We start from the raw sequence: 25373 nt of genomic DNA, 5'->3' as shown, positions 1-25373 counted from the left end.
CGTTTTGTTGTTCATATGCGCCGAATTCGATATCTAAGACGCAACTGCCCAAGGATTAAGCACGTTGACCCTGCACCTCGCCGACAAAACCTTAAATCCGCCGGTCATGCTGGCCCCGATGGCCGGGATCACCGATCGACCATTCCGCGATCTGGTGATGCGCTTTGGCGCGGGCATGGTCGTCAGCGAAATGGTCGCTAGTCAGGAAATGGTGCAGGCCAAACCGGGCGTGCGGGAACGGGCCGAGCTGTCTGCTGACGTTGAAAACACCGCTGTTCAACTTGCCGGGCGCGAGGCGCATTGGATGGCCGAGGCTGCGCGTCAGGTGGCCGATCGTGGCGCGCGGGTGATCGACATCAATATGGGCTGCCCGGCAAAAAAGGTCACGAACGGCTATTCCGGTTCGGCGCTGCTTAAGACGCCGGACCACGCGCTGACGCTGATTGAGGCCGTGGTCGAGGCTGTCGACATTCCGGTCACTCTGAAAACTCGTCTGGGTTGGGACGACAACCTGCTGAACGCACCGGATGTGGCGCGCCGGGCGCAAGGTGCGGGCATCCAACTGGTCACAATCCACGGGCGTACGCGATGCCAGTTCTACAAGGGACGCGCGGACTGGCAAGCGATCCGTGCGGTGAAAGAGTCGGTCTCGATCCCCGTCATCGCGAACGGGGATATCGTAGATACTGATGCAGCGCGCACGGCTTTGGACCACTCAGGCGCCGATGGCGTCATGGTTGGACGCGGGGCACAGGGTAAGCCATGGCTTCTGGCCCAGATGTGCCACGATTTATATGGCGCACAAGCGCCGGTCATCCCCGCCAATGGCGACTTGATCGACATGGTGCGCGGTCATTATGAGGCGATGCTGGACTTTTACGGCACCGATCTAGGGCTGCGCGTGGCACGTAAACATCTGGGCTGGTACATGGATGAGGCCGCGACCCCGGCAACCCTTCGCCGTGCGGTATTGACCTCGCGGGATACCGCCGAGGTGCTGCGCCTGTTGGGCGATGCCCTGCACGGCGACGCAGAGGCAGCAGCATGACCTCGGACCAGAACATCTGGGCGTCGCTGCCGGTTCCGGCCTTCATCATTGATGCCGATGACCGGATCACCGATGTGAATTCCGCCGGAGAGGGGTTCCTGAACGCCTCCCGCAACGCAGTTATCGGTCACCCGGTCTGGGACCAGATCGCCGTGGATGCCCCACTGGAAGAAGCGTTTTTGCGTGCGCGCCAACAGGGCACTCCGCTGTTCGTGAATGACGTGGATGTGGGATCGGGCAATCGGGCGCCGCTGCAATGCGCTTTGCAAATTGCGCCGCTGCTTGGGCATCCGGGGTCAATGATCATGACCATGTCCCCACGCGAACTGGCGGGGCGGATGACGCGGGGCAACACGGTGAAATCTGCGGCGCAATCGGCGATTGGCATGGCTGAAATGCTGGCGCATGAAATCAAGAACCCGTTGGCGGGGATCACCGGGGCCGCTCAGCTTCTGAGCATGAATATTAGCCAACAAGACCTTGAGCTTACAGATCTTATCGTTGCTGAAAGCCGTCGGATCGTAAAGCTGTTAGAGCAGGTCGAGCAGTTTGGAAACCTGACCCAGCCAGATTTCAAACCGGTCAATATCCATGACGTTCTGGACCGTGCGCGGCGCTCGGCACTCTTGGGCTTTGGCGCGCATATGACAATCATCGAAGATTACGACCCCTCGTTGCCGCTGGCCTATGGTGACCCGGATCAACTTTTGCAGGTGGTGCTGAACCTGCTCAAAAATGCATCCGAGGCGTCCCCTAAAGGCGGGACAATCCGCCTGCGGACGTATTTCGAACATTCCTTCCGGCTGCGCCGCAGCGACGGTTCGGGGCATTCTTTGCCCCTGCAGATCGAAATCATCGACGACGGTCCAGGGCTGCCGGACAAGATCCGCAGCGACATTTTCGATCCGTTCGTGTCGGGCAGGGAAAACGGCACCGGTCTTGGGCTGGCGCTGGTCAGTAAAATCATCTCGGACCACGACGGCTGGATTTTGGCCGAGTCGGTTCCGGGACACACCGTATTCCGCCTGTCCCTCAGACGCGCGCCGCGCGCCGCGACCTGAGATGGACAACCGGGCAGAGATAGTAAGGAGAGCACCTGATGGATGGCACAGTTCTGGTCGCAGATGACGATCGCACAATCCGAACCGTACTGACCCAAGCCCTGACGCGGGCGGGGTGCAAGGTGCATGCGACATCCTCGCTGACCACTCTGATGCGCTGGGTCGGCGAGGGCAAAGGGGATGTTGTAATCTCTGACGTCGTCATGCCGGATGGCAACGGGCTCGAGATGTTGCCAAAAATCGCGCAGGACCGTCCGGGGCTGCCGGTCATCGTGATCTCGGCGCAGAACACGATCATGACCGCCATTCAGGCGGCTGAAGCGGACGCATATGACTATCTGCCCAAGCCTTTTGACCTGCCGGACCTGATGAAGCGGACCGCACGGGCCTTGGAGCAAAAGCAACGCGTGCAGGCGGATGCGGTCGTACCGGCCGAAGACCGTCCTGAGGAGCTGCCTCTGGTTGGGCGCACTCCGGGGATGCAGGCGCTGTATCGCCTTGTGGCACGCGTGATGAATACCGATCTTTCGGTCATGATTTCCGGTGAAAGTGGCACCGGCAAGTCATTGATAGCACGCGCTATTCATGATTTCTCGGACCGACGCACGCTGCCCTTCGTCACTGCGACTGCCGGTGATCTGCGTGACCTCGAAGGGCCCGCGCGCATTATGGCCAGGGTGCGGGGCGGTACTCTGTTGATTGATGAAATCGCTGATATCGAAGATGAGGTCCAGGCACGTATTGTCCGGATGATGGACACGCCCGGCGATCATCTTCCGCGTTTTATGGCGACCAGCCAATCGGATCTGACCGAAGCGATGGAAAGCGGGCGGGTGCGTCAGGATCTGTATTATCGACTGTGCGGCGCGACGATCCATGTGCCTGCGCTGCGCGAGCGGGTGGACGATATCACCCTGCTGGTTGATCACTTCCTTGCCCGCGAGGAACGGGAACATGGCACAAAGCGCTGGCTCAGCCCCGAGGCGGTAGAGCTGGTGCGTCGGTATTCCTGGCCCGGTAATGTGCGACAGCTGGAAAACGCGATTCGACGTTTAAGCCTGACCAGCCGGGCCGAAGAAATATCGAAAGCCGAGGTTGAGATGGTTTTGGGCAGTCAGCCCGAAGCGGAACCGATTCTTGGTGACGGCGAAAGGGAGAAACTCTCGGCCTCTGTGGCCCGTCATTTGCGTCGCTATTTCGATCTGCACGGCAATTTGTTGCCACCTCCGGGCCTGTATCAGCGCATCCTACGCGAGGTTGAGGGCCCCTTGATCGAGCAGGCACTGGACGCAACCGGCGGAAATCAGGCGAAATGTGCGGATTTGCTGGGGATCAACAGGAATACGCTGCGCAAAAAAATCACGGATCTCGATATTCAGGTGACACGCCGACGCAAACTGATGTAATATCGCCACACAAAGCGTGGCATCCGGGTACATGCCCGGCAACGACCACGAGATATGGCGGTACGCCGCGTAAGCGGCACATCAGGATGAGGGCAGACGGTGGCAACCCGAGCACAGAGCGGGCTGATCCTATCGATTGATCGGTGGCGGAAATCCCGAAAGCTGCGCAATTTTAGCACCTTGGGGCTGGTCCTTTTGGGGCCGCTTCTGGCGTTGGCCACGTATCTGGTCATCGGTCCGTTTGATTTGGGTTCGGCAGCGCCCACGCTGCGACTGATTCTGCTGGCGGATCTGGTCTATGTGCTGGTCGTTGCAGCACTTGTTTTGGGGCAGGTGTTCAGTCTGATCGCTGCGCGCCGGGCAAAATCTGCCGGGTCTCGTCTGCACCTGCGGCTGATCGGTGCGTTCACCTTGCTGGCTCTGGTGCCGACAGTGACCGTTGCAATCTTTGCCGGCCTTACAGTGAATATCGGGCTTGAAGGATGGTTTTCGGATCGGGTCCGTCAGGTTGTCGGATCATCCCTGTCCGCGGCCGAGGCCTATGAGCTCGAGCACCGCAGCGGCCTGACACAGGACGCTATCGTTCTTTCCCGTTTCCTCGACAATGCGCGAACACTGGACTTCTACATCTCGGACGCCGAACTGCGCGAGGTTCTGGCACAGGGACAATCGCAGATTCAGCGGGGCTTGCGCGAGGCCTATGTCATTGATGGCAGTGGAGAAATCAAATCCCGTGGCGACCGGTCTTACCTGTTCAACTATGAACCGCCGACACCGGAGCAGATGGTTGAAGCAACCGACAGCGGCCTTCTGATCATTGCCGATTGGCAAAACAACGAGTTCCGCGCGCTGGCGCCGTTGCAGGCCTATCTGGACCGGTATCTGTATGTTAGCCGCGAGGTGGATGGCGAACTGCTGAAATTGCTGGATGACACCAAGGAAACGGTTCAGTTCTACCAACAGCTTGAAAGTGAAAGGGGCCGGGTTCTTTTCGAGTTCGGGCTCCTGTACCTGGGCTTTGCGGTCATCCTGATCCTTGCCGCGATGTCGTTGGGGATGTGGTTCGCTGAACGCCTGTCGCGCCCGGTTGGCCGTCTGACTACAGCCGCACAAAGGGTCGGCGCCGGGGATCTGAGCGTTCAGGTCATCGAAGAGGCCAGCGATGACGAAATCGCCATGTTAGGTCGTTATTTCAATCAGATGACGCGGCAACTTAAAGGGCAGCGCGACACGTTATTGGAAAATACGCGTCAGATCGAACGCCGCCGCCGCTTGTTCGATTCGGTGCTTAGTTCGGTGACGTCTGGTGTGGTCGGCGTCGATTCGGATGGATGCGTCACATTCGTGAACCGTTCAGCCGAGCGTCTTCTGGATTGGTCGCGCGGTGAAGAACAATTAGCCATCGGCATCGCGGTCCCCGAATTCCTTCCCTTGTTCGAAAATCTGAAAGCCAGCGGTCAAGAAGCCGTGCAGGGTGAGGTTAAGGTCACGCGTAAGGGGCGGTTGGAAAATCTGCTGGTGCGCATGGCGATCCGGCGCGGCGAAGATGGAGGGCTGGAGGGCTACGTGGTGGCCTTCGATGACGTGACCGATCTGGTCAGTGCACAGCGCATGGCGGCCTGGGGCGATGTGGCCCGCCGTATTGCCCATGAGATCAAGAACCCGCTGACGCCCATCCAGCTCAGCGCGGAACGGATCAAGCGCAAATTCTCGCGCAAACTGGACGAAGAGGATTGTGACAGCCTTGTATCCATGACCGATGTGATCGTGCGGCAAACCAACGATCTGCGGCGGATCGTGGACGAATTCTCAAAATTCGCGCGGATGCCTGAACCCGATCGGCGTGAGGAAGACGTCGTCGGCTTGGTGCGCGAAGCTGTTCTGTTGCAGCAAGCCGGACAGCCGGATGTGCAGATCGACGCGACCCTACCGGACAAGCCCATCCTAGCGGATGTAGACGCGACGATGTTGAACCAAGCGCTGACGAATTTGATAAAGAACGCGGGCGAGGCCATTGAAACACTTAAGAAAAAAGACCCGCCAGAAAATTTGAAGCCACAGATCAAAGTGGACATTTCCAACGATGATGCGGGGACGGTCATTACAATAGCGGACAATGGCATAGGGCTGCCCGAAGATCGGGCGCGGTTGTTTGAACCCTATGTCACTACACGCGACGAGGGCACGGGTCTGGGCCTGCCCATAGTCAAGAAAATCATAGAAGAACATGGCGGAGCGCTGACCCTGGAAGACGCGCCCGTTTTTGACGGACAGGACCATTTCGGTGCGATGGCCGTGATCCGTTTGCCGGGGGGCAAAATTTCCCAGACTGCAGCGCCACAAAAGCAGGCAATTCATACTAACAAACTGAAAGCAGGCCAAAGATGAGCGACATTCTGATCGTAGATGACGAACGCGATATTCGCGAACTGGTGTCCGACATTCTGGAGGACGAAGGCTATTCAACCCGGCTGGCGGCAAACTCGGACGAGTGTATGTCGTCGATCAATTCCGAGCCACCGGGTCTGTTGATCCTTGATATCTGGCTGAAAGACAGCCGTATGGACGGGATCGATATCCTGAAGTCGGTTAAACGCGACAACCCTGACGTGCCGGTGGTGATTATTTCCGGTCACGGCAACATCGAAATTGCTGTGGCCGCCATCAAGCAGGGCGCTTATGATTTTATCGAAAAGCCGTTCAACATCGATCAGTTGATGGTCGTGATCCGCCGCGCCATGGAGACCTCGCGCTTGCGCCGCGAGAATGCCTCGCTCAAACGGCGTGAGGTCACCAACTCGGACATGATCGGCAAATCGGCCTCGTTCCGGGCGATGCAGAGCCAGTTGGACAAGGTCACCAAGTCGAACGGCCGTGTGATGTTGAGCGGGCCAGCCGGGTCGGGCAAAGAGATTGCCGCGCGTTACATCCACGCCCATTCCAACCGCGCAAACGCGCCATTCGTCACCGTTAACTGCGCAGGGATTGAGCCTGAACGCGTCGAAGAGGTGCTATTCGGGCGCGAGTCAACGGAACGCGGGATCGAATCCGGCTTGCTGGAAGAGGCCCACGGAGGCGTGATCTACTTTGACGAAGTGGCGGACATGCCTTTGGGTACGCAATCCAAGATTCTGCGGGTTCTGGTCGACCAGCAATTCCAGCGGGTAGGCGGGTCTGACAAGGTGCGTGTGGATCTCAGGGTCATCTCGTCGACAAATCGCGATCTGGATGCCGAAATCGAAGCCGACCGGTTCCGTGAAGAGCTGTATCACCGCCTGAACGTTGTGCCGATCGCCGTGCCTTCGATGGAGGACCGGCGCGAGGATATTCCGGTTCTGGCGCAGCATTTCATCGAAATGTGCAACGAATCCCAAGGCTTGCCAATTCGCGAGATCTCGGAAGAGGCGGTGGCATTGTTGCAGACCATGACTTGGCCGGGCAATGTGCGTCAGCTGAAGAACCTGATCGAGCGTGTCCTGATCCTGGGCGATGGAACGGGCCCGATTGAAGCCCGCGAATTGCCGACCGAAGAAGAGAAAACCGACGACTCGGGCCGCGTGGTATTGTCCGGTGCGCTGGCAACCCTGCCGCTTCGCGAAGCGCGCGAGGCGTTCGAGCGTGAGTACCTGCTGACCCAGATCAACCGCTTTGGCGGCAATATCAGCCGAACCGCCAGCTTTGTTGGCATGGAGCGCAGCGCGCTGCACCGTAAGCTGAAATCGCTTGGTGTTGTGACCTCGAACAAATCCGGGGCGCGGGTGGCGCAGATCGACGAACCGGAACCGGCGGAGTAATCCGCCGGGACATTACCCTGCCTGACCCGGGTTGATTATCTGAAATGAGCCGTCGTCGAACTTCACATAGCAGGATTGGGTTCCCAGCGGCGGCAGCTTCGTTGTGCGCGCAGGTGGAACCTGAGACTTTACGCTCTGTTTGCAGGGTGGCAAGCTGATCGGACGAAAGCCTTTTTTAGCCATGCATTGGGCCTCGACCTGATTGCGCAGACCGGCATTCACGTCGACCGTATAAACGCGCCCGGGTTCCCACCAACCAGGCGAGCGATAGCAGTGTCCCCGGTTGTCGCAATAAGTACGTCCCGGCCAGTATGTGGGCGGGCTTTGCCGCACCTGATTGGCGACGGGAACGTCATTCACTGCCTTGACCTGACATTGCGTGGTCTCGGACTGCGCGCGCGACACGCTTTCACCTTCGCGGTAATACAGCGAAAGTGGGCCGCTGCAAGCGGACAGGACAGTCAGCGGAATTAGTAAGTGAAGCACTGATTTCATAGGGTTATCTTGCCCCAGCTTTGTCTGAATGACAATTCAATTGACCGCTATAGGGGCATCTGTCATTCAAGGATTTCAGGCAGAAGGGCCAGAAACATGAAGGTCATCATATGCGGTGCCGGTCAGGTCGGCTGGCAGATCGCACGTCACTTGTCGGGCGAACTGAATGACGTAACGGTGGTGGACAACAATCCCGATCTGGTGCGCCGGGCGACGGAAACGCTGGATGTTCAGGGGATTGCCGGATTTGCCAGCTATCCTGACGTGCTGGAACGGGCAGGCGCGCGTGATGCCGATATGATCATCGCAGCGACCCATTCGGACGAGGTGAATATGGTCACCTGTCAGATGGCGCATTCGATCTTTTCCATCCAGCGCAAGATCGCGCGGTTGCGGGCGAAATCGTATTTGCAGGCGATCCATTCGGATCTGTTCCGTCGTGACCACTTGCCCATCGACGTCGTGATCAGCCCTGAACGCGAAGTCGCAGCCGCTGCCATGCGCCGCCTTTCGGCCCCGTCCGCCTTTGATACTGAGATGTTTATGGATGGACAGGCGCAGCTTCTGGGCATTCGCATCGACGAAGATTGCCCCATCGTGAACACACCCTTGCGGCAGCTCACGGACCTGTTTTCGACGCTCAGCTCAATCGTTGTCGGTGTTCGGCGCGATGGCACGCTGTTTGCGCCTGAATCCGAAGATCAGCTGTTTGTCGGCGACGAATGCTATGTCTTTACCAATGTCAAAGACGTGGATCGCACGATGGAGGTTTTCGGCAAGACCCACAAAAAGCAGGACCGCGTGGTAATTGTGGGCGGCGGAAATGTCGGGTTGGAAGTGGCCCGGACGTTGGAAGAGCGAGAAAGCCGGGTACGCGCCAAGGTGATCGAGCGTGATCGCCAAAGCGCTGAAATAGCGGCCGAAACACTGGAACGGACGATTGTCCTGAATGGCGACGGGCTGGATGCCGCCTTGTTGCGCGAGGCCGGGATCGAACGCGCCGACGCGATGCTGGCAGTCACCGATGACGACCGTGCCAACATGCTGGCTGCGGTGCGGGCCAAGGCCGAAGGTTGTGCCTTGGCAATTGCCTTGATCAATGATCCCAGCATGGTGGCCTTGATGGGGCCGCTGGGGATCGACGCTTACATTAACCCGCGTGCAACCACAGTCAGCTCGATCCTGCGCCATATTCGCCACGGTCGTGTGCGGCAGGTCTATTCTATCGGGGATGCCGAGGCAGAAGTGATCGAGGCCGAGGTGCTGTCGACTTCACCCATGGCAGGGCAGAAGCTGCGGGATATCGATTTTCCCGAAGGCGTTCTGGTAGGTGCCGTCCGAAAAGGCGATGAGCTTTTGCGCCCGACCGGCAGCCTGCGGATCGATGAAAAGGACGTGGTGGCAATCTTTGCGATGGCTAAGGACGTGCCCGAGGTCGAGCGCCTGATGCAGGTTTCAATCGATTTCTTCTGATGGCGCGCGCTCGGAGACAACAGATCACTTTGATACAGCGGCTGCCGCTGTTTCTGTTGATCTCGGGAATCGCTGCGTTGTCGATGTGGATTCCAGCGATTTACGCGCTGGCCTTGGATGATCACGACACGTCGCGATCCTTTTTCTACTCCGGCCTTCTGGGACTGTTCGTGGTATCAACGATCGCTGTGGCAGCATCAAACCGGGTGCCGCGACGTGGGACGCTGGGGCAACTGGCCGTGTTGCTGGGGTGTTTTACCGTCCTGCCGCTGTTTCTGGCGATTCCGCTGCATGATGCCTTGGGCACCACCACCTTTTTGAATGCGTATTTTGATATGGTCAGTGCTGTGACCACCACCGGTGCAGATCTGTTTCCAGACCCGGATCGCCTGACCGCACCGCTGCACCTGTGGCGTGCTTTGGTCGGCTGGATGGGTGGCTTGCTAATGTGGATTGCTGCGGCTGCAATTCTGGCGCCCTTGTCGCTGGGTGGGTTCGAGATTACAGCGCGCGGCCAGCCCGGTCGCCCGGTGTCGGGCGTTGCACAAAGCGAAGAGGTCGACCCCCGCGGCCGTCTGATCCGTGTGACCCGGACTTTGACACCAGTCTATACCGGTCTGACCGCAACCATATGGATCCTGCTGCTGATCGCCGGAGAAAACGGCCTGACTGCCGTGTGTCACGCCATGTCAACCATGGCCACGTCGGGGATATCTCCGGTCGGCGGGCTGGAGGGGGCGCAGGCCGGAATAACGGGCGAGGCGATCCTGTTTCTGTTCCTGTTCTTCGCCTTGTCGCGGCTGACTTTTTCGACCGATACGGCAACCACAGGCTATTCCCGGCTGGACCAAGACCCCGAATTCCGGATTGGGCTGATGATTGTGGGTGTCGTCGCGGCACTGTTGTTCGCGCGCGTCTGGGCCGGCGTTCTGGAAATCGGCAATCAGTTGGAACCGCTTCAGGCACTTAGCGTGATCTGGGGCATGATCTTTACGGCGTTGTCCTTCCTGACCACAGCCGGATTCGAAAGCGCAAACTGGAACGATGCGCAGCAATTGTCCGGTCTTGGCACGCCAGGGCTGATCCTGATGGGTCTCGCCCTGATCGGAGGGGGGGTGGCCACAACGGCGGGTGGGGTCAAACTGTTGCGGGTCTTTGCCCTGTACCTCAATGGCGCGCGCGAGATTGATCGGTTGATCTATCCCTCATCCGTTAGTGGCATTGGCGGCGGTAACCGTCGCATTCAAAGCGACGGAGCCTTTATTGCGTGGATATTCCTGATGATGTTCGCCTTGACCGCAGCACTGTTCAATCTGCTGCTGGCCGCGATGGGGTCGGGGTTTGAACAGGCGATGGTCCTCAGCGTCGCGGCGCTCAGCACCACCGGGCCGTTGATTGAACTGGCCACCGATGTTCCCATCCGTCTGGTCGATTTGCCCTGGGGCGCAAAGCTGACCATGTGTGCGGCGATGGTGATCGGACGGTTGGAAACATTGGCGATCATTGCGCTGATTACGCCAACCCTCTGGCGAGACTAAGAATCCTCACCTTTGCCGACACCTTATTTTTCATCTGGAATATCGGTTAACGACACTCCATACTCTGCCAGAGGGAGCGCGTTGGTCCGCAGCGCGTAGCAAGAACAATGGCGAGATTATAATAATATGGCTTCGGACAGACAGAATCTGCAGGACGCGTTCCTGAATAATGTACGGAAAGCAAAGGTCCCGGTCACAATTTTCCTGATCAACGGTGTGAAATTGCAGGGTGTCATCACCTGGTTCGACAATTTCTGCGTATTGTTGCGCCGCGACGGACAGTCGCAGCTGGTCTACAAACACGCAATTTCAACGATCATGCCGTCGCAGCCGATCAACCTGTATGAGGGCGAAGACGCCTCTTGATGGAACACGACAGGACGCGCACCCGGGCTTGGGTGCTGCATCCGGAAATCAAATCAGATGAACAGCGCCGTGTCCCTGGACCGGCGCTGGAAGAGGCGGTGGCGCTGGCTGCCGCTTTGCCCGATCTGGATGTGATCGGGTCCGATATTGTGCGTCTGCCACGTGCCCAGCCGGGGCTGTTGTTCGGGACTGGCAAGATCGAGGAGCTGGGCGAACGGTTTCATGACGCCGAGGTCGAGCTGGTTCTGATCGATGGTCCCGTGACCCCAGTTCAGCAGCGCAATCTGGAAAAGGCTTGGAAAGTTAAAATCCTCGATAGGACCGGGTTGATTTTGGAGATTTTCAGCGACCGCGCTCGTACCCGTGAAGGTGTGCTGCAGGTCGAGATGGCCGCGCTCAGCTATCAGCGTACGCGTCTGGTTCGCGCCTGGACCCACCTTGAACGTCAGCGGGGTGGATTGGGGTTTGTCGGTGGTCCCGGTGAAACCCAGATCGAGGCTGACCGAAGGGCCATCGACGATCAGCTTGTGCGCCTGCGCCGTCAATTGCAGAAGGTGATCAAGACCCGGACCTTGCACCGAGCTGCTCGGGCCAAGGTGCCATATCCGATTGTTGCGTTGGTGGGCTATACGAACGCTGGTAAATCAACTTTGTTCAATCGCCTCACCGGGGCCGAGGTAATGGCAAAGGACATGCTGTTTGCCACGCTGGATCCGACCATGCGGCGGGTTGAACTGCCCGATGGTCCCGAGGTGATTCTGTCGGACACGGTGGGGTTCATTTCTAACTTGCCGACCGAACTGGTCGCGGCCTTCCGCGCCACACTTGAAGAGGTTTTGGGCGCAGATATCGTCGTGCATGTGCGCGACATCAGCCATGAAGACACCGAGGCGCAAGCCCGGGATGTCGAAACCATTTTGACCTCGTTGGGCGTTGATGATGAACGGCCCCGGCTTGAGGTCTGGAACAAAATCGACCTGTTGAACGAAGATGAGCGCGAGGCCACGTTTGCCCGGGCCGACCGCGACCCGTCGATCTTTGCCATTTCCGCCGTGACGGGCGAAGGCATCGAACCATTGCTGGCCGAGATCGCGGTTAATTTGCAAGGGGTTCGGCACGAGACAGTTCTGACGCTGGCGTTTGCCGAAGGCAACAAGCGTGCGTGGCTGTTCCGTCAGGATGTCGTTCAATCCGAAGAGCAGACGGATGACGGATTTCAGATCACCGTATTGTGGACCGACAAGCAAGCGGCGCAGTTCGCCGCGCTTTGATCGACAAGCGAGGTCACGATGGCAAAAGTTAAGGTGGTTCTGCGTGGTCATATTTCGGTGCCTGCCGACCGTGTCACACAGGTGCGGGAGGCGTTGCCGGACCACATCGCCCTGACTCGGGCCGAACCGGGTTGCATCACATTCGACGTTAAAGAAAACGCGGATATTCCCGGTCGGTTCAACGTACACGAAATTTTTGAAAACCAAGCGGCCTTTGACGCCCATCAAGCGCGAACCAAAGCCTCGACCTGGTTCAAGGTGACAGAAGGCATTCCGCGCGACTACCAGATCACGCGCGTTTAGGCGGGGCGTCCGCTACTGCCCGTCTATCTGGCGCTGATAGTCGTCAGCATCGAACCAACCCAGCGACGTTTGCACCTTGTTGTCAGCGGTCAATTCCCATTCTTCCCAACCACGCGTGACGACGTGGTTGCCGGTCTCTGAGTGATGGCCTTCCAGCGTCCAGACAAAAATCGCGTGTGATCCGGCCCAACGCAGCATGTCGCAGCGCACTTCCAGATCCGGGAAGTCGGCGTAGAATCCGCGCGCCATGTCTGCGACGGCGGCACGGCCGACAATTGGTTCACCCCGGTTGATCGTGATCTGCCCGTCGGGTGCAAAAAAGCTGGCAACTGCATTTGGGTCGCCCGAGCTCCACGCGATTGCGTAATCGCGTGCGAGATTGTTCAACATATCCCGAAAACTGGCCATCTGTACCCCCAAGGTCCCGAATTGTCGGCTTGCAGATCGTAGGCGAAAACACCTGCGCGCGTCCACGGCAGCTTGCAAAAAGGGCAAGGTCCTGCCGAAGCAGTGAAATCAGCGCGGGGTCAGGTTGGTTACGCCGACCGCTGCCGCGCGGGCCAGATCCATGTCCAGTGACATGGGGATATACTCACCTCGCCGCCAAAGCTGGGCCTGATCGTCGTAGTAGCGCGACAGGAAATGCCCCGACTGACCCGTTGCCGTGATAAAGACCGAGCTGTTGGGATCGGCAAAATCATAGACACCGCGATATCCCGCACCGTGGACGTTTTGGAAAGGGTTGGGCCCTTCGCCCGATGTCCGCCCGCGCAGCAGGGTGTTGTCGCCGCCGCTGGTGGATTGGCGAATGTTGACGAAGAACCGCAGAACGGGAACCGTGCCCAGAACCGGGTGGTCATGCGTGGCCTGATGGGCGTCTCCCCAGCGCAGGGATTCCAGCGAACCACCGTATTTCTCGCTGATCCAGATCAGCGCATCGTCCAGCGCCAGCCGTGCCATGTCGGTGCAGGTTTCCACGGGTGCGCTCTGGCGCACGTCGCACCAGACCGACGCGCCGTCGATATCGCGGTACACCCGTTCGATGAACAGCGGCTCAACATGTTTGTATTCGGCCGCCAGCGGCCCCAGCTCGTCCGAGATCAGCCGGATCTGCAGCGCGCGCAACCATGCGGCATAGATCAGCGGTTCAGGCAGGTGCTCGTTCATCTCACCGTTCCACTCGGCCAGCAGGGCCAGCGCGACCTGACGCTGGCGTTCCGGTGTACCCTCGGGCGCAGAGGCTCCGGTAAACCAAAGATCGGCGCCGATTAGCGGCAGAAGCGAACGGGCGGTAAAGCTGACGGTATCAAGTTGCGCTTCGATAAAGCTGTCGCGGGTGTGAACCTCGCGCGATTGCATCAGGCGTTCCCAACGGTGCACCCTTTGGGTGTCACCCCATTCGTATGAGACGTGGTTGGGAAAGGGGCGGTCGATGATCTTGTTGTTTGTATTGCCCAGAATCCCGCCTGCTGGAGTCACGAATTCGGGGTTGTTTGCATAAGGCAAGCGGCCTTGCCACAGGTTCTCGGCCAACCAACCGGGCGTTGGGATACGGCCGCGGCTTTGGTTGCGAAGATCTCGGTTAGGCATTGCGCCGATCAGCTTCATGCCGATCGTGTCCTTGTCGACCAGCGACAGATTTTGCGACGGCGCAATGAACAGCTCGGCCACATCGATGGCTTCCCGCACACTGTCCGAATTCATTAAAGCCATCGAAGCCGTCATCGACGTGTCGCGCGGGCTAAGTGCGGTCCAGGCCAATGAGGCAACGTGCCCGGGCGGGGTGATCGTTTCCAGATCGTAATGGCTGCCGGGCAAGACGGGTCCGTTCTCGGTCCAGCGCAGGGTCAGGGTGATGGGGGCTTCGTCCTTGATCTCGATGATCGAGGGGCGCGAGCGGAACTGTTTATAACCTTCGGGCGACAGGTATTCTTCTGAGTTTTCAGGGTTCAGCTGTTCGATGTGAACATCCTGATCGTCCAGGTAAGACGACGTCAGACCCCAGCCTAGCCGGTCACTGCGGCCCGTCATGATCGCTGGAACGCCCGGAATGGTCGCACCGATGACACCGCCTTTGGCCAGCTCAAGCCTTGCCAGGTACCAAATGCCGGGTGCGGTCAGGCCCAGATGGGGGTCGTTGGCCAGCAGGGTGCCCCCGATCGCGGAACGCGAAGGCGCAGCCGACCACGCGTTCGACGCCCCGGCCAAGCCGCGTTTAGGGAATGGTGACAGAGGCGAGTCTGGCATCGGGGTGCCTTCGGCATAGCGCGGCAGTTCTGGGAACAAAGACGCATATTCCGGCAGCGCCGCGATACCCGCGCCCGGTACGTCTGGCAGGATATCGACAAGCCGCTGAGGATCGTTCAGCATCAGGGATGTGCGGGCGCGCAGGACCTCATCTTTCAAATGGCCAGACAGTTGCAGGCTCATCAGTTTGATGATCGCAATGCTGTCGCCGGGCTGCCACGGCGATACAGATGCGTTGAACAGAAACATCTCGGGCGCGCCGCGTCCCAATGCGTTCTCATTGATCTCATCCAGCCGGGCATTGACGCCTGCAGAATAAGCGCGCAGCGCAGCTTTGGTGTAATCGTCCTGCACCTCGACCGAGCGGTGGGCCAGACTGTAAAGGTCAAAACGGCGCAAGAGCTTGTCGATGGTGACTGTGCGCTTGCCAAACACTTCGGATAAACGGCCCTGTGCAGTGCGTCGCATCACGGTCATCTGCCACAGGCGATCCTGCGCATGGGCATAGCCCAAGCCAAAGAACACGTCCGGGTCGCTTTCGGCTAAAATATGCGGAACATTGGCGGTGTCACGCACGATCTCGACCGGCGCACGCAGCCCGCTGACTTCGACGGTCTGGTCATAATCCGGCAGGGACTGGCTGGCCAGGAAGTAGACAAGACCCACAGCCGCAACGGCCAACAGGATCAGGCCCGTAGCAATCCGAACCAGCCAGCGAAAGACAAGACCCATGAACGCCCCATATCACCATAAGAAATTATTGGCTGAACCCTACTGGAAGGACCGGGCAACCGAAAGAGGAACGCCGCGCGAACGTTGAGTTAACATGTTGAGATGAAAAACCCCGCCACATGGTTTTGAACATGTGGCGGGGTCCGTGGCAAAGGGGGGGTGGTATTCGGTATCAGGGGATAATGCGCGTGTACTTGGTGCCTTCGACGGTCGCGCCGAATTTCAAACCGGCCTGTCCGAAAACGGCGGCAAGTACCGGTTTGCGCAATTGGGTTGTGTCGGTTGAGAGCGAGTCGCCGGTGGCATCGACGACGTAGCCGATATCCGCACCTGCGGTCCAACCGCTGGAACGGCGGAAGTCATCTAGGGCGTCCTGCGTCATAAAGAACAGGACATGCGCATATTGTTGCGCGCCGATCTGCAGACCAGCACTGCCGGATAGGGCCGAGTAATAGTCTACCGTTGCGCCGTTGATGCGCAGCGCGCCCTGGCCATAGGCACCGCCAAAGATGAAACCGGCCTCGGTGATCAACGGCATCACCAGCATGCCGTCGGCTTTTTCGGCGATCTCGACGGTGTTGGGGTACTTGCTGAACATTTCGTTCAGCGTCACGTTCACACGGGCGTCGATTTGGGCCGCATTGGAATTGCCTACACCGTTTCCGCATGCAGCGGTCAGTGTGAGCCCGGCCATGCCAAGCGCAAAGCCACGACGGTTTAGTCGGGGAGAGTTGGAACTGCTCATGTTTTTTTCTCTGTATAAACTGCCTGAAGTGTCGGGTGTTCCCGATCTTGTGTGCAAGAATACGCCGATTGCGCCTGTGTGTCACGGGAAAGCTGGCTCAACAGCGTTCACAATCGGCGAAAAATCGCGACCGCCCGGGGTTTTAGCCTTGAAGAATGCGTGCAACCTGCGGTGCAAAGTAGGTCAGGATTCCGTCGCAACCCGCACGTTTGAAGGCCAGCAGGCTTTCCAGCATGACCTTCTCACCATCAATCCAGCCGTTCTGCGCAGCTGCCTGTATCATCGCGTATTCACCGGACACCTGATAGGCATAGGTTGGCGCGCCAAACGTGTCTTTCACGCGGCGACAGATATCCAGATAGGGCATGCCTGGTTTGATCATCACCATGTCTGCGCCTTCTGTCAGGTCACGTTCGATCAGGCGCAGGGCCTCGTTCGAATTGGCCGGGTCCATCTGGTAGGTCTTCTTGTCTCCGGTCAGCGCACCGGACGCGCCCACTGCATCGCGGAAGGGGCCGTAGAATGCGCTGGCATATTTAGCGGCATAGCTGAGGATCATCACGTTGTGGTGCCCGGCGCCCTCAAGCGCGCGGCGCATTGCGCCGATGCGGCCATCCATCATGTCTGAAGGTCCAATGATGTCGGCCCCGGCCTCAGCCTGCGCAAGTGTCATTTTGACCAGCGCCTCGACGGTCTGATCATTCACGATCTCGCCATCAACGACATAGCCGTCATGGCCATTGATGTTATATGGATCCAGCGCCACGTCGGTCATCACGGCGATATCGGGGGCCGCAGATTTGATCGCCCGAATGGCCCGGTTGGACAGATTGTCTGGGTTCCACGCCTCGGCGCAATCTTCGGTTTTCAGGCTGGGATCAGTATAGGGAAAGATGCAGATCGCCGGGATGTCCATAGCCTGTGCCTCGACTGCGGCTTTGGCAATCAGATCGACCGAGCGCCGCACAACGCCGGGCATTGAAGGAACGGGTTCTTCAATGCCTTCGCCATCGCGCACAAAAACCGGCCAGATCAGATCGTCTGTCGTCAGCGCGTTTTCCCGCACCAACCCACGAATGGCGTTGGATTGGCGCGCCCGGCGAAATCGCGTAAGGGGGCAGGGTGCGATGGTCGGTTTCATGTCGCGCTCTCCTTGAATAATCGTGCATTGGGTGGCATGAATTCCCGATGGTCTCAAGGGTAACATTGGACTCGCCTGCGCGAAGAACGCCCCAAGGACAATGAACAAAGGGCTGATGCGTGGATTTGCACTCTTCGATTTTCGAACTCATCGACATGCGCAGCTTTTCGAATCTGTGGTACTGGATTGTGTTGGCGGTGCTCTGGTCGTCGGCCAGTCACTGGGCGATGGGGGTTCCCTACGATCTGCTTGTGCGTGCCCGTCGTGTTGGCGGACAGTCCGAGCAGGACCTGCTGGATATCGTTCGGATCAACGGCAACAGGCTGCTTTACATCGTTGATATGTCAGGTCTCGTTGTACTGGCCTTGAGTTGTTTCTTTTTTACCGGGCTTGCGATGCTGGGTTTCTATTATGGCGTTGAATTTGCACAGGCCGTGTTTTTGTTGCTGTTCCCGGTGAGTTTAGTAATGCTGATCAACATTCGCGCCGCGCGCAAGTTGCAAGGCATCGAGCCGGTGCTTGGAAGCGTGTCCAAGATCCTTGTGCGCTGCAGGATTTACACCCAGATCATCGGCATGATCTCAATTGTCATCACGTCACTTTGGGGTATGTACCAGAACGTCTCGATCGGCGTTCTCGGGGGATGAAAATCAGAAAGGCAAGGCGATGACAGCTCCGAACCATGTGACGGTTGGCGGCGCTCCCGAAGGGTTTGACGCACAGCTTGTTCTGAATGAGATCACGCGCGTTGGCGGGCCGGTCTGCCACGTCGCGCGTGACGATAAACGGATGGAGGCGATGCGGGCCGCACTGGCTTTCTTCGCCCCCGATATGCCGGTCTTTGTGTTTCCGGGGTGGGATTGTCTGCCATATGACCGGGTGTCGCCCAACGCCGACATAGCAGCGGCGCGTGTGGCGACTTTGGCGGCACTGGTGCATCAGATGCCGGATCGGTTTGTCCTGCTGACCACGCTGAACGCGGCAACCCAGCGCGTGCCTGCGCGGGATGTGCTGCGCGAGGCTGCTTTTACCGCCCGCGTGAACCATCGCGTCGACGAAACGGCGCTGCGGAACTTCCTTGTACGCATGGGGTTCACGCAAAGTCCGACAGTGATGGAGCCGGGCGACTATGCCGTTCGCGGCGGTATCATCGACATTTTCCCACCGGGCGAATCCGGTCCCGTACGTCTGGATCTGTTCGGAGACGTGCTGGACGGCGCGCGCCGGTTCGATCCGGTTTCGCAACGCACGACCGAAAAGCTGGATGTTGTCGAATTGGCTCCGGTTTCCGAGGTCATTCTGGATGACGCCGCCATCACGCGGTTCCGCCAAAACTATCGCATCGAATTTGGCGCGGCGGGTACCGATGATCCGCTGTATGAGGCGATCAGCGCGGGCCGCAAGCATCAGGGCATCGAACACTGGCTGCCGTTCTTCCACGAAAAGCTGGAAACCCTTTTTGATTATCTGCCGGATGCGACGATCACTGTGGATGATCAGGTGACACCCACGCGGCTTGCCCGCTGGGATACAATAGCCGATCAGTATGAAACGCGGCGTCTGGCGCTGGAAAATCGTTCGCGCATGGATACGGTGTATAAGCCTACACCGCCCGGATTGCTCTATCTGGACGATGCCGCGTGGGAGCAGGCGGTCGGGGACCGGCGGGTGATGCAGTTCAGCCCGCTGCCTCAGGCCAGCGGTCCCGGTGTGATCGATGCAGGCGGGCGGATTGGCCGCAATTTCGCACCAGAGCGGCAGCAGGAAAACATCAGCCTGTTTGGTGCTTTGGCAAGCCATATCACCGACAAGATGGCCAAGGGGCCCGTCTTGATTGCGTCGTATTCTGAAGGGGCGCGAGAGCGTCTAACAGGCTTGATCGAGGATGAAGGCCTGGCCGAAGCCGTCCCTGTCACCGATGGCACCCGGATTGGCAAACGCGGATTGCATCTGGCTGTCTGGGCGCTTGAGCACGGGTTTGAAACGCCCGGTCTGACCGTGATCGCCGAGCAGGACGTGCTAGGTGACCGCCTCATCCGTCAGCCCAAGAAGCGCCGCAAGGCCGAGAACTTCCTGACCGAAACCCAATCGCTTAGCCCGGGCGATCTGGTGGTGCATGTCGACCACGGGATCGGGCGATACATAGGGATGGAAGTGGTCACGGCGGCCGGTGCTGCGCATGAATGCCTGCTGCTGGAATATGCCGAACAGTCCAAGCTGTATCTGCCGGTTGAGAACATCGAGCTGCTGTCGAAATACGGCCATGACGAAGGTCTGCTGGACCGCTTGGGTGGAGGTGCGTGGCAGGCTAAGAAAGCCAAGCTGAAAGAACGCATCCGCGAGATGGCGGACAAGCTGATCCGTATCGCCGCGGAACGCGCTTTGCGCAAAGCTCCGGTCATGGATCCGCCGCCCCACGCGTGGGAGGAGTTCAGCGCGCGCTTTCCATATCAGGAAACCGATGATCAGTTGCGCGCGATTTCCGAGGTGATGGAGGACATGCATTCCGGCGCGCCGATGGATCGGTTGATCTGTGGTGACGTGGGCTTTGGCAAAACCGAGGTTGCCATGCGCGCGGCCTTTGTCGCCGCGATGTCCGGTGTTCAGGTGGCCGTGATCGCACCGACCACCTTGCTGGCCCGTCAGCATGCAGCCAGCTTCAAGGAACGGTTCCGGGGCTTTCCGTTGGAGGTGCGGCAGCTGTCGCGGTTTGTGTCCGCGAAAGATGCACAGCAGACCCGTGATGGTATGGCGCGCGGGACCGTCGACATCGTGATCGGCACCCATGCGTTGCTGGCCAAGGGTATCCGGTTCAACAATCTGGGCCTGTTGATCATCGACGAAGAGCAGCATTTTGGCGTCGGTCACAAGGAACGACTTAAGCAGCTGCGCAGCGACATTCACGTTCTGACCCTGACCGCCACACCGATCCCTCGGACACTGCAACTGTCACTGACAGGGGTGCGCGATCTGTCGATCATCGGCACACCGCCGATCGATCGTCTGGCCATTCGTACCTATGTTAGCGAATTCGACGCGGTCACTGTCCGCGAGGCGCTGCTGCGCGAACACTATCGTGGCGGGCAGAGCTTTTACGTTGTTCCCCGTATCTCCGACCTGCCAGAGATCGAAGAGTTCTTGAAAGAACAGCTGCCCGAGCTGACTTATATGGTGGCACATGGGCAAATGGCGGCGGGTGAACTCGACGACCGCATGAACGCCTTCTACGACGGTAAATACGACGTGTTGTTGGCAACGACGATTGTCGAAAGTGGGCTGGATATTCCCACCGCGAACACGATGGTCGTGCACCGGGCGGATATGTTCGGGCTGGCGCAGCTCTATCAGATCCGTGGTCGGGTAGGGCGGTCTAAAACCCGTGCCTATGCGTACCTGACCACCAAGCCGCGTCAGAAACTGACGGCGACAGCCGAAAAGCGCCTGCGGGTTCTGGGCTCGCTGGATACTCTGGGGGCCGGGTTCACGCTGGCATCGCAGGATCTGGACATTCGTGGTGCGGGCAACTTGCTGGGCGAGGAACAATCTGGCCAGATGCGCGATGTCGGCTATGAGCTGTATCAATCGATGCTGGAAGAGGCGATTGCCAAGATCAAAGCCGGTGAGATGGAAGGCCTGTCGGAAGCCGACGACCAATGGGCGCCACAGATTAACCTGGGCGTGCCGGTTCTGATCCCCGAAGATTACGTGCCCGATCTGGATGTGCGTCTGGGGCTTTATCGTCGCCTGTCATCGCTTTCGACCAAGGTCGAGCTGGAAGGTTTTGCCGCAGAACTGATTGACCGGTTCGGAACGCTACCGAAAGAGGTGAACACCCTGATGTTGGTCGTGCGTATCAAAGCGATGTGCAAGCGGGCAGGGATCGCCAAGCTGGATGGCGGGCCGAAAGGCGCGACAATCCAGTTCCACAACGACAAGTTCGCCTCGCCAGAGGGTTTGGTCGAGTTCATTCAGAACCAGCGCGGTTTGGCCAAGGTCAAGGACAACAAGATCGTCGTCAGACGCGATTGGAAGAAGGACAGCGACAAGATCAAAGGCGCATTCGCCATCGCCCGCGATCTGGCGGAAAAGGTCATGGCAGCGAAGAAGAAAAAGGCGAAAGCCTAGTCTCCGCTGACGAAAGTGCACAATTGCCATTCGCCCGCGTCGGATTTTACGAATGCGGCACGGTGGCCAGTCATGGGCCAGAGAAAGTCGCCGTGCATGAATCCCCGCGTGCCGTCGGTCAGCATCACCGGTTGATAGTCGGCACCGTCGCGATAGTTCGGGACGATGACGATCTCGTAACTGATGAGGCTCAGCGCTGGGGAGCCTGGTTCGGCAGCTTGCCGAAGGGTCACGTCCTCACCGGTCACAAAGTAGGCCACGTAAGGGTCCAATGAGGCAGGCAAAGTGATCTGCCATTGATGCGGCACCCAAAACTCGCCCTCGTCGTCGAAATAGCCCGGTTGGGACAGGGTGGTTTCCAGATCGCTCCAATAGGATTGGCGGATCTGATCTTCTTGAGAGTCGCTGGTTTCCGGGGCGAGGTACTCAAGAAATTCCCCGGGCCCGCCATTTCCGCCATGGCTGAGGTAGATGTCCGAGCAAGCGGCTGCGATCACGGTCTCGGTATCCCGTTCGGCCACGCTCGCCAACAAACTCTCCCGAAAGGCCACGAGGGTAGGATCGCGGTCTGCTTCATCGACCGGCGGAAAAGACTGGCGGTCAGCCAGGGCTGGGCCGCAAATCAACAAAGACAATAGCAGTGCACGGGTCATTCTGCGGCCTTCATTGCTGCCTGCGCGCAAAAACACGAGGCCCCGACGGCCCGGTCAGCGCGGGCAAGCGCCAGATCAAGACGTTGTTTGATCAATTTGATCTCAACTGTCTCACCGCGTGCTTTCAGACAATCATGCAGGCCCTTCAAACTCCAGACATTGTCGGGGTGGATTGAGGCGCGGCTCAGAGTGCCGCCAAGCCCTAGATCTTCGCGATACACTGCTTCGGCCTCGGGCACGTGGCCCTGTTCGTACAACAACGCACCAAGCGCGTGGCGCGCGGGTTGCATCCAACCCCAAGGCTCGTCGTAGGGCAGCGTGTCGTCCAATTTGACCGAGCGCCTAAGATGCGCGAATGCGGCGTCATAGTTGCTTTTGCGATACTCAATCTCTCCGCGCAGCATTTCGCGGGCGATGTCCAGCAAGTCGATCACGCGGTTATTGTGCAGCAGCCGGGTTTCCGGAACCCGATCCTTAGCGGCAAGGAACAGTTGCTCTTCGGCCTCTGCTTCGGCCACCTGACCTGTGGCCGCATAGGCGATTGCACGTGCGTAATGGGTGGTTGCGGTGACAGTACGGTAGAGGTCCTGATCCTTGGGCAAGGGCAGGGCCTTTGCTTCTTCCCATCGGCCAAACCGGATCAGGATATGCGGCCCCATCGACATGTAGCTTTCGAAAAAATCCGCCATGGGCGGGCTTTCGGTGCGCAGCATCTCTTCGGGGGTGGTGTCCCAGATGCCCTGATTGGCACGCAGGGCGGGTTCCATCTGACCCAGAAACAGCGCGCCGTAGATAGCAAAGTGATAGTCGTGCTGGCGATAGCCTGTGTAGATGTTGAACGCACCTTCGCGCTCATAATACTTCAGATCGGCCTCGGTCGCCTTTTCGTTCCAATGGACGACGTTCTGATAATGCCCGCACAGGACATCGATATGGGTGGGCATGTGCACCAGGTGCCCTGCATCTGGAACCAGTGTGCGCAGGACATCCCCAGCCTTCAGCGCCTTTTCTGGTGTCGGCGACATCTCCATCAGATGAACATAGAGGTGCAGCAAGCCCGGGTGCGACATGGCTGCCGGGTCGCCTGCTATTACGTCTTCCAGGGTTTTTTGCGCCTCCAACGTGGCTGCGCCTTCAGCGGGCTCACCGGTTCTCAAGTTCCACATCTGCCAAGGAGTCAGGTTGAGCAACGCCTCGACATAAATAGTGCGCAGATCAAGGTAGTCCGACTGCTCTGCAAAGGCCACGCGCATCGCATCGGCGAAGTCATGGTCCCAGGTGTGCATGTCGTCGACGGGATCGCGTTGAGGATACCGCGCGGGCAGGGCGTGGATCAGGGCCTGTTCAACCGATGTGCAGCTATCGACCAGAGCCATGGCTTTCTGCGTGGCATCAAAGGCAAGCGCCAGCGCTTTTCGCTGCCCACGGTCATCCAACAGGTTCCATGGCAGGTTGTAGTTTGGCCCTGCCGCATAGGCCACGCCCCAGTGGGCCATCGCGCAGTCGGGGTCAAACTCAAGCGCGCGCTGAAAACACACAACCGCTTCGTCGTGGTTATAGCCGTAGGTCCAATTCAGCCCTCGGTCGAACCAAAGCTGTGCGTCTGCTGAGGCCGTCGTTATCGGACAGGAATATGCGCCAAGATCGTAGTAGTCGCTCACTGAAAAACTCCACTCATATTGAGCAGATGTTAGCCTGATTCACCGTTCCTGCACAGATCAGGCTGGAAGCCTGTTTTCGATCCGCCCCATATGCAGCATCAGGCCGAAGCCCGCGGCGCTCATGGCCAGGATGCCAACAGCCAGCGGGGTGATAGACCCGTCGAACATCTGCCCGATAGGCGCCGCAATCGCGGCAGCAAACACGGTCGAGATCGCTCCGATCACCGAGGCCGCCATGCCCGCGATATGACCCATTGGCTCCATCGCGATGGCGTTCAGGTTGCCCATAGTCATGCCTGCCATAAAGAAAACCGCCGTTTGCCAGCTTACAAAAACGGCGAAGGACAGCGTGGGCGAAAGGTCTGCGGCATTCAGGGCGATGACGGCTGTGGTAAAGAGGACCTGCGCGCCTAACGCCCATGTCACGATCCGGCGCATGCCCAATTTAATAACGAGTGCCGCGTTTAACAGGCTGGCTGAGCCCGCCATCAACGCCACGAACCCGAACCAGAACGGAAAACTGTCGGCACTGTCGTGGATGACATCGTAGACCGGTTGAACCATCGTCAACATGGTGAACAACATGCCCAGACACAGTGTCTGAACCAAGATCGACAGTCGGACAGTTGGATGTGTGAACATCTGGCGTGCGGCGTCCAGTATAAGGGGCAGGCGCAGCGGGCGACGGTTCTCGACCGACAAGGGTTCCGGAAGGCGCAGGCCCATCCAGACGATGGTGATCAGTGAGAACAGGATGAATGAAGCAAAGATACCCCGCCACCCGGTCAGTGCGATCACGCCGGCACCAAGCATTGGCGCAATCGCCGGGACCAAGGTGAAGATCATCATCGCAATCGATACAATCCGCGCCATCTCGCGACCCGAATACAGGTCGCGAATAATTGCCATGGCCACCACGCGCGGGGCCGCACATCCGATCCCCTGGAAGATACGGGCGACCAATAGCATTTCGAGTGATGAACTGGCCCAGGCAGCCGCCGCTGCGATGATATACAGTGCCGATCCGACATAGATCACTGGCTTGCGGCCAAAGGCGTCGGACAGCGGACCGGTGAAAAATGTGCCAATCCCCATGCCCAACACAAACGAGGTCAGGATCAACTGGGCTTTGTTGACGTCGTCGGGGCTGAGTTGCGCGCCGATATTTGGCAGCGCCGGCAACATGGAGTCGATCGAAAACGCGATCGTCGCAAACATCATTGCGACAAGTGCTACGAACTCACCCCGTGACATGCGATTGGCCATAACGCCCTCCTGATCTGTTCGCGCTATCACGGCAAATCAGTTGACGCT

20 protein-coding genes are annotated in these 25373 nt (G+C 58.8%); 12 read left to right on the top strand and 8 right to left on the bottom strand.

Translation table 11 applies throughout. The features are described 5' to 3' along the window. Positions 1-64: 64 nt before the first annotated feature. The 5 genes from dusB to ntrX all read left to right on the top strand — a co-directional run bounded on the left by dusB (position 65) and on the right by ntrX (position 7309). Complete coding sequence (gene dusB / locus AC2FID_RS04365) at positions 65-1048, top strand: tRNA dihydrouridine synthase DusB (RefSeq protein ID WP_496733469.1); 984 nt, start codon at positions 65-67, stop codon at positions 1046-1048. After that, positions 1045-2109, top strand: a complete 1065-nt coding sequence (locus tag AC2FID_RS04360; protein ID WP_496835541.1) for a two-component system sensor histidine kinase NtrB — start codon at positions 1045-1047, stop codon at positions 2107-2109. Before dusB ends, AC2FID_RS04360 begins: the two co-directional genes overlap by 4 nt. Before the next feature lie 38 nt (positions 2110-2147). Continuing rightward, positions 2148-3515, top strand: coding sequence for a response regulator (locus tag AC2FID_RS04355; protein WP_113790137.1), 1368 nt, complete (start codon positions 2148-2150; stop codon positions 3513-3515). 99 nt (positions 3516-3614) lie between these two features. Next, positions 3615-5903 (top strand): sensor histidine kinase NtrY-like, encoded by a 2289-nt coding sequence (locus tag AC2FID_RS04350; RefSeq protein WP_496835539.1) that lies wholly within the window; start codon positions 3615-3617, stop codon positions 5901-5903. Continuing rightward, positions 5900-7309, top strand: coding sequence for a nitrogen assimilation response regulator NtrX (gene ntrX / locus AC2FID_RS04345; RefSeq protein WP_108858466.1), 1410 nt, complete (start codon positions 5900-5902; stop codon positions 7307-7309). Before AC2FID_RS04350 ends, ntrX begins: the two co-directional genes overlap by 4 nt. 12 nt (positions 7310-7321) lie before the next feature. On the opposite strand, the gene AC2FID_RS04340 is transcribed toward ntrX, so the two are convergent. Continuing rightward, positions 7322-7804, bottom strand: a complete 483-nt coding sequence (locus AC2FID_RS04340) for a hypothetical protein (RefSeq protein ID WP_113790140.1) — start codon at positions 7802-7804, stop codon at positions 7322-7324. A gap of 96 nt (positions 7805-7900) precedes the next feature. On the opposite strand from AC2FID_RS04340, the gene trkA reads away from it, so the two are divergent. The 5 genes from trkA (at position 7901) to AC2FID_RS04315 (ending at position 12755) form a co-directional block, all read left to right on the top strand. After that, positions 7901-9277 carry a Trk system potassium transporter TrkA gene (gene trkA, locus AC2FID_RS04335; protein ID WP_109311769.1) on the top strand — a complete coding sequence of 459 codons (1377 nt, stop codon included), beginning with the start codon at positions 7901-7903 and terminating at the stop codon, positions 9275-9277. Next, positions 9277-10815 carry a TrkH family potassium uptake protein gene (locus AC2FID_RS04330; protein WP_496754231.1) on the top strand — a complete coding sequence of 513 codons (1539 nt, stop codon included), beginning with the start codon at positions 9277-9279 and terminating at the stop codon, positions 10813-10815. The genes trkA and AC2FID_RS04330 overlap by 1 nt, the downstream gene beginning before the upstream one ends. A 126-nt stretch (positions 10816-10941) precedes the next feature. Then, positions 10942-11181, top strand: coding sequence for an RNA chaperone Hfq (gene hfq / locus AC2FID_RS04325; protein WP_005982826.1), 240 nt, complete (start codon positions 10942-10944; stop codon positions 11179-11181). Further along, on the top strand, positions 11181-12452 hold the full coding sequence (gene hflX, locus AC2FID_RS04320; protein ID WP_108858469.1) for a GTPase HflX: 1272 nt from the start codon (positions 11181-11183) through the stop codon (positions 12450-12452). Before hfq ends, hflX begins: the two co-directional genes overlap by 1 nt. A gap of 18 nt (positions 12453-12470) precedes the next feature. After that, entirely contained in the window at positions 12471-12755 is a 285-nt protein-coding gene (locus AC2FID_RS04315) for a putative quinol monooxygenase (RefSeq protein WP_282168198.1), read from the top strand. A 12-nt stretch (positions 12756-12767) separates the two neighbouring features. On the opposite strand, the gene AC2FID_RS04310 is transcribed toward AC2FID_RS04315, so the two are convergent. The 4 genes from AC2FID_RS04310 to hemB form a co-directional block, all read right to left on the bottom strand. After that, a complete protein-coding gene (locus AC2FID_RS04310) occupies positions 12768-13163 on the bottom strand; it encodes a nuclear transport factor 2 family protein (protein WP_058278082.1) in 396 nt (131 codons plus the stop codon). 108 nt (positions 13164-13271) lie between these two features. Continuing rightward, a complete protein-coding gene (locus tag AC2FID_RS04305) occupies positions 13272-15734 on the bottom strand; it encodes a penicillin acylase family protein (RefSeq protein ID WP_496835534.1) in 2463 nt (820 codons plus the stop codon). A 172-nt stretch (positions 15735-15906) separates the two neighbouring features. After that, positions 15907-16479: a lipid-binding SYLF domain-containing protein gene (locus AC2FID_RS04300; protein ID WP_058278080.1), complete on the bottom strand. Its 573-nt coding sequence runs from the start codon at positions 16477-16479 to the stop codon at positions 15907-15909. Positions 16480-16621: 142 nt separating this feature from the next. Then, entirely contained in the window at positions 16622-17620 is a 999-nt protein-coding gene (gene hemB, locus AC2FID_RS04295; protein WP_496835532.1) for a porphobilinogen synthase, read from the bottom strand. Between the two features lie 119 nt (positions 17621-17739). On the opposite strand from hemB, the gene AC2FID_RS04290 reads away from it, so the two are divergent. Both AC2FID_RS04290 and mfd read left to right on the top strand, forming a co-directional pair. Next, entirely contained in the window at positions 17740-18267 is a 528-nt protein-coding gene (locus AC2FID_RS04290; RefSeq protein WP_058278078.1) for a hypothetical protein, read from the top strand. 19 nt (positions 18268-18286) lie between these two features. Continuing rightward, positions 18287-21745, top strand: a complete 3459-nt coding sequence (gene mfd / locus AC2FID_RS04285) for a transcription-repair coupling factor (RefSeq protein ID WP_496835531.1) — start codon at positions 18287-18289, stop codon at positions 21743-21745. On the opposite strand, the gene AC2FID_RS04280 is transcribed toward mfd, so the two are convergent. The 3 genes from AC2FID_RS04280 to AC2FID_RS04270 are packed head-to-tail and all read right to left on the bottom strand — an operon-like array spanning position 21742 to position 25325. Continuing rightward, entirely contained in the window at positions 21742-22398 is a 657-nt protein-coding gene (locus AC2FID_RS04280) for an SH3 domain-containing protein (RefSeq protein ID WP_496835529.1), read from the bottom strand. The genes mfd and AC2FID_RS04280 overlap by 4 nt on opposite strands. Then, positions 22395-24059: a tetratricopeptide repeat protein gene (locus AC2FID_RS04275; protein ID WP_496835527.1), complete on the bottom strand. Its 1665-nt coding sequence runs from the start codon at positions 24057-24059 to the stop codon at positions 22395-22397. Before AC2FID_RS04275 ends, AC2FID_RS04280 begins: the two co-directional genes overlap by 4 nt. Positions 24060-24116: 57 nt before the next feature. Beyond that, positions 24117-25325: an MFS transporter gene (locus AC2FID_RS04270; RefSeq protein ID WP_496835525.1), complete on the bottom strand. Its 1209-nt coding sequence runs from the start codon at positions 25323-25325 to the stop codon at positions 24117-24119. Positions 25326-25373: the final 48 nt, after the last annotated feature.

The organism is Ruegeria sp. CDSC068 (assembly GCF_059610545.1).
Note: the sequence above shows the minus strand (reverse complement) of the source record. Positions and strands in the feature narration are given on the sequence as shown.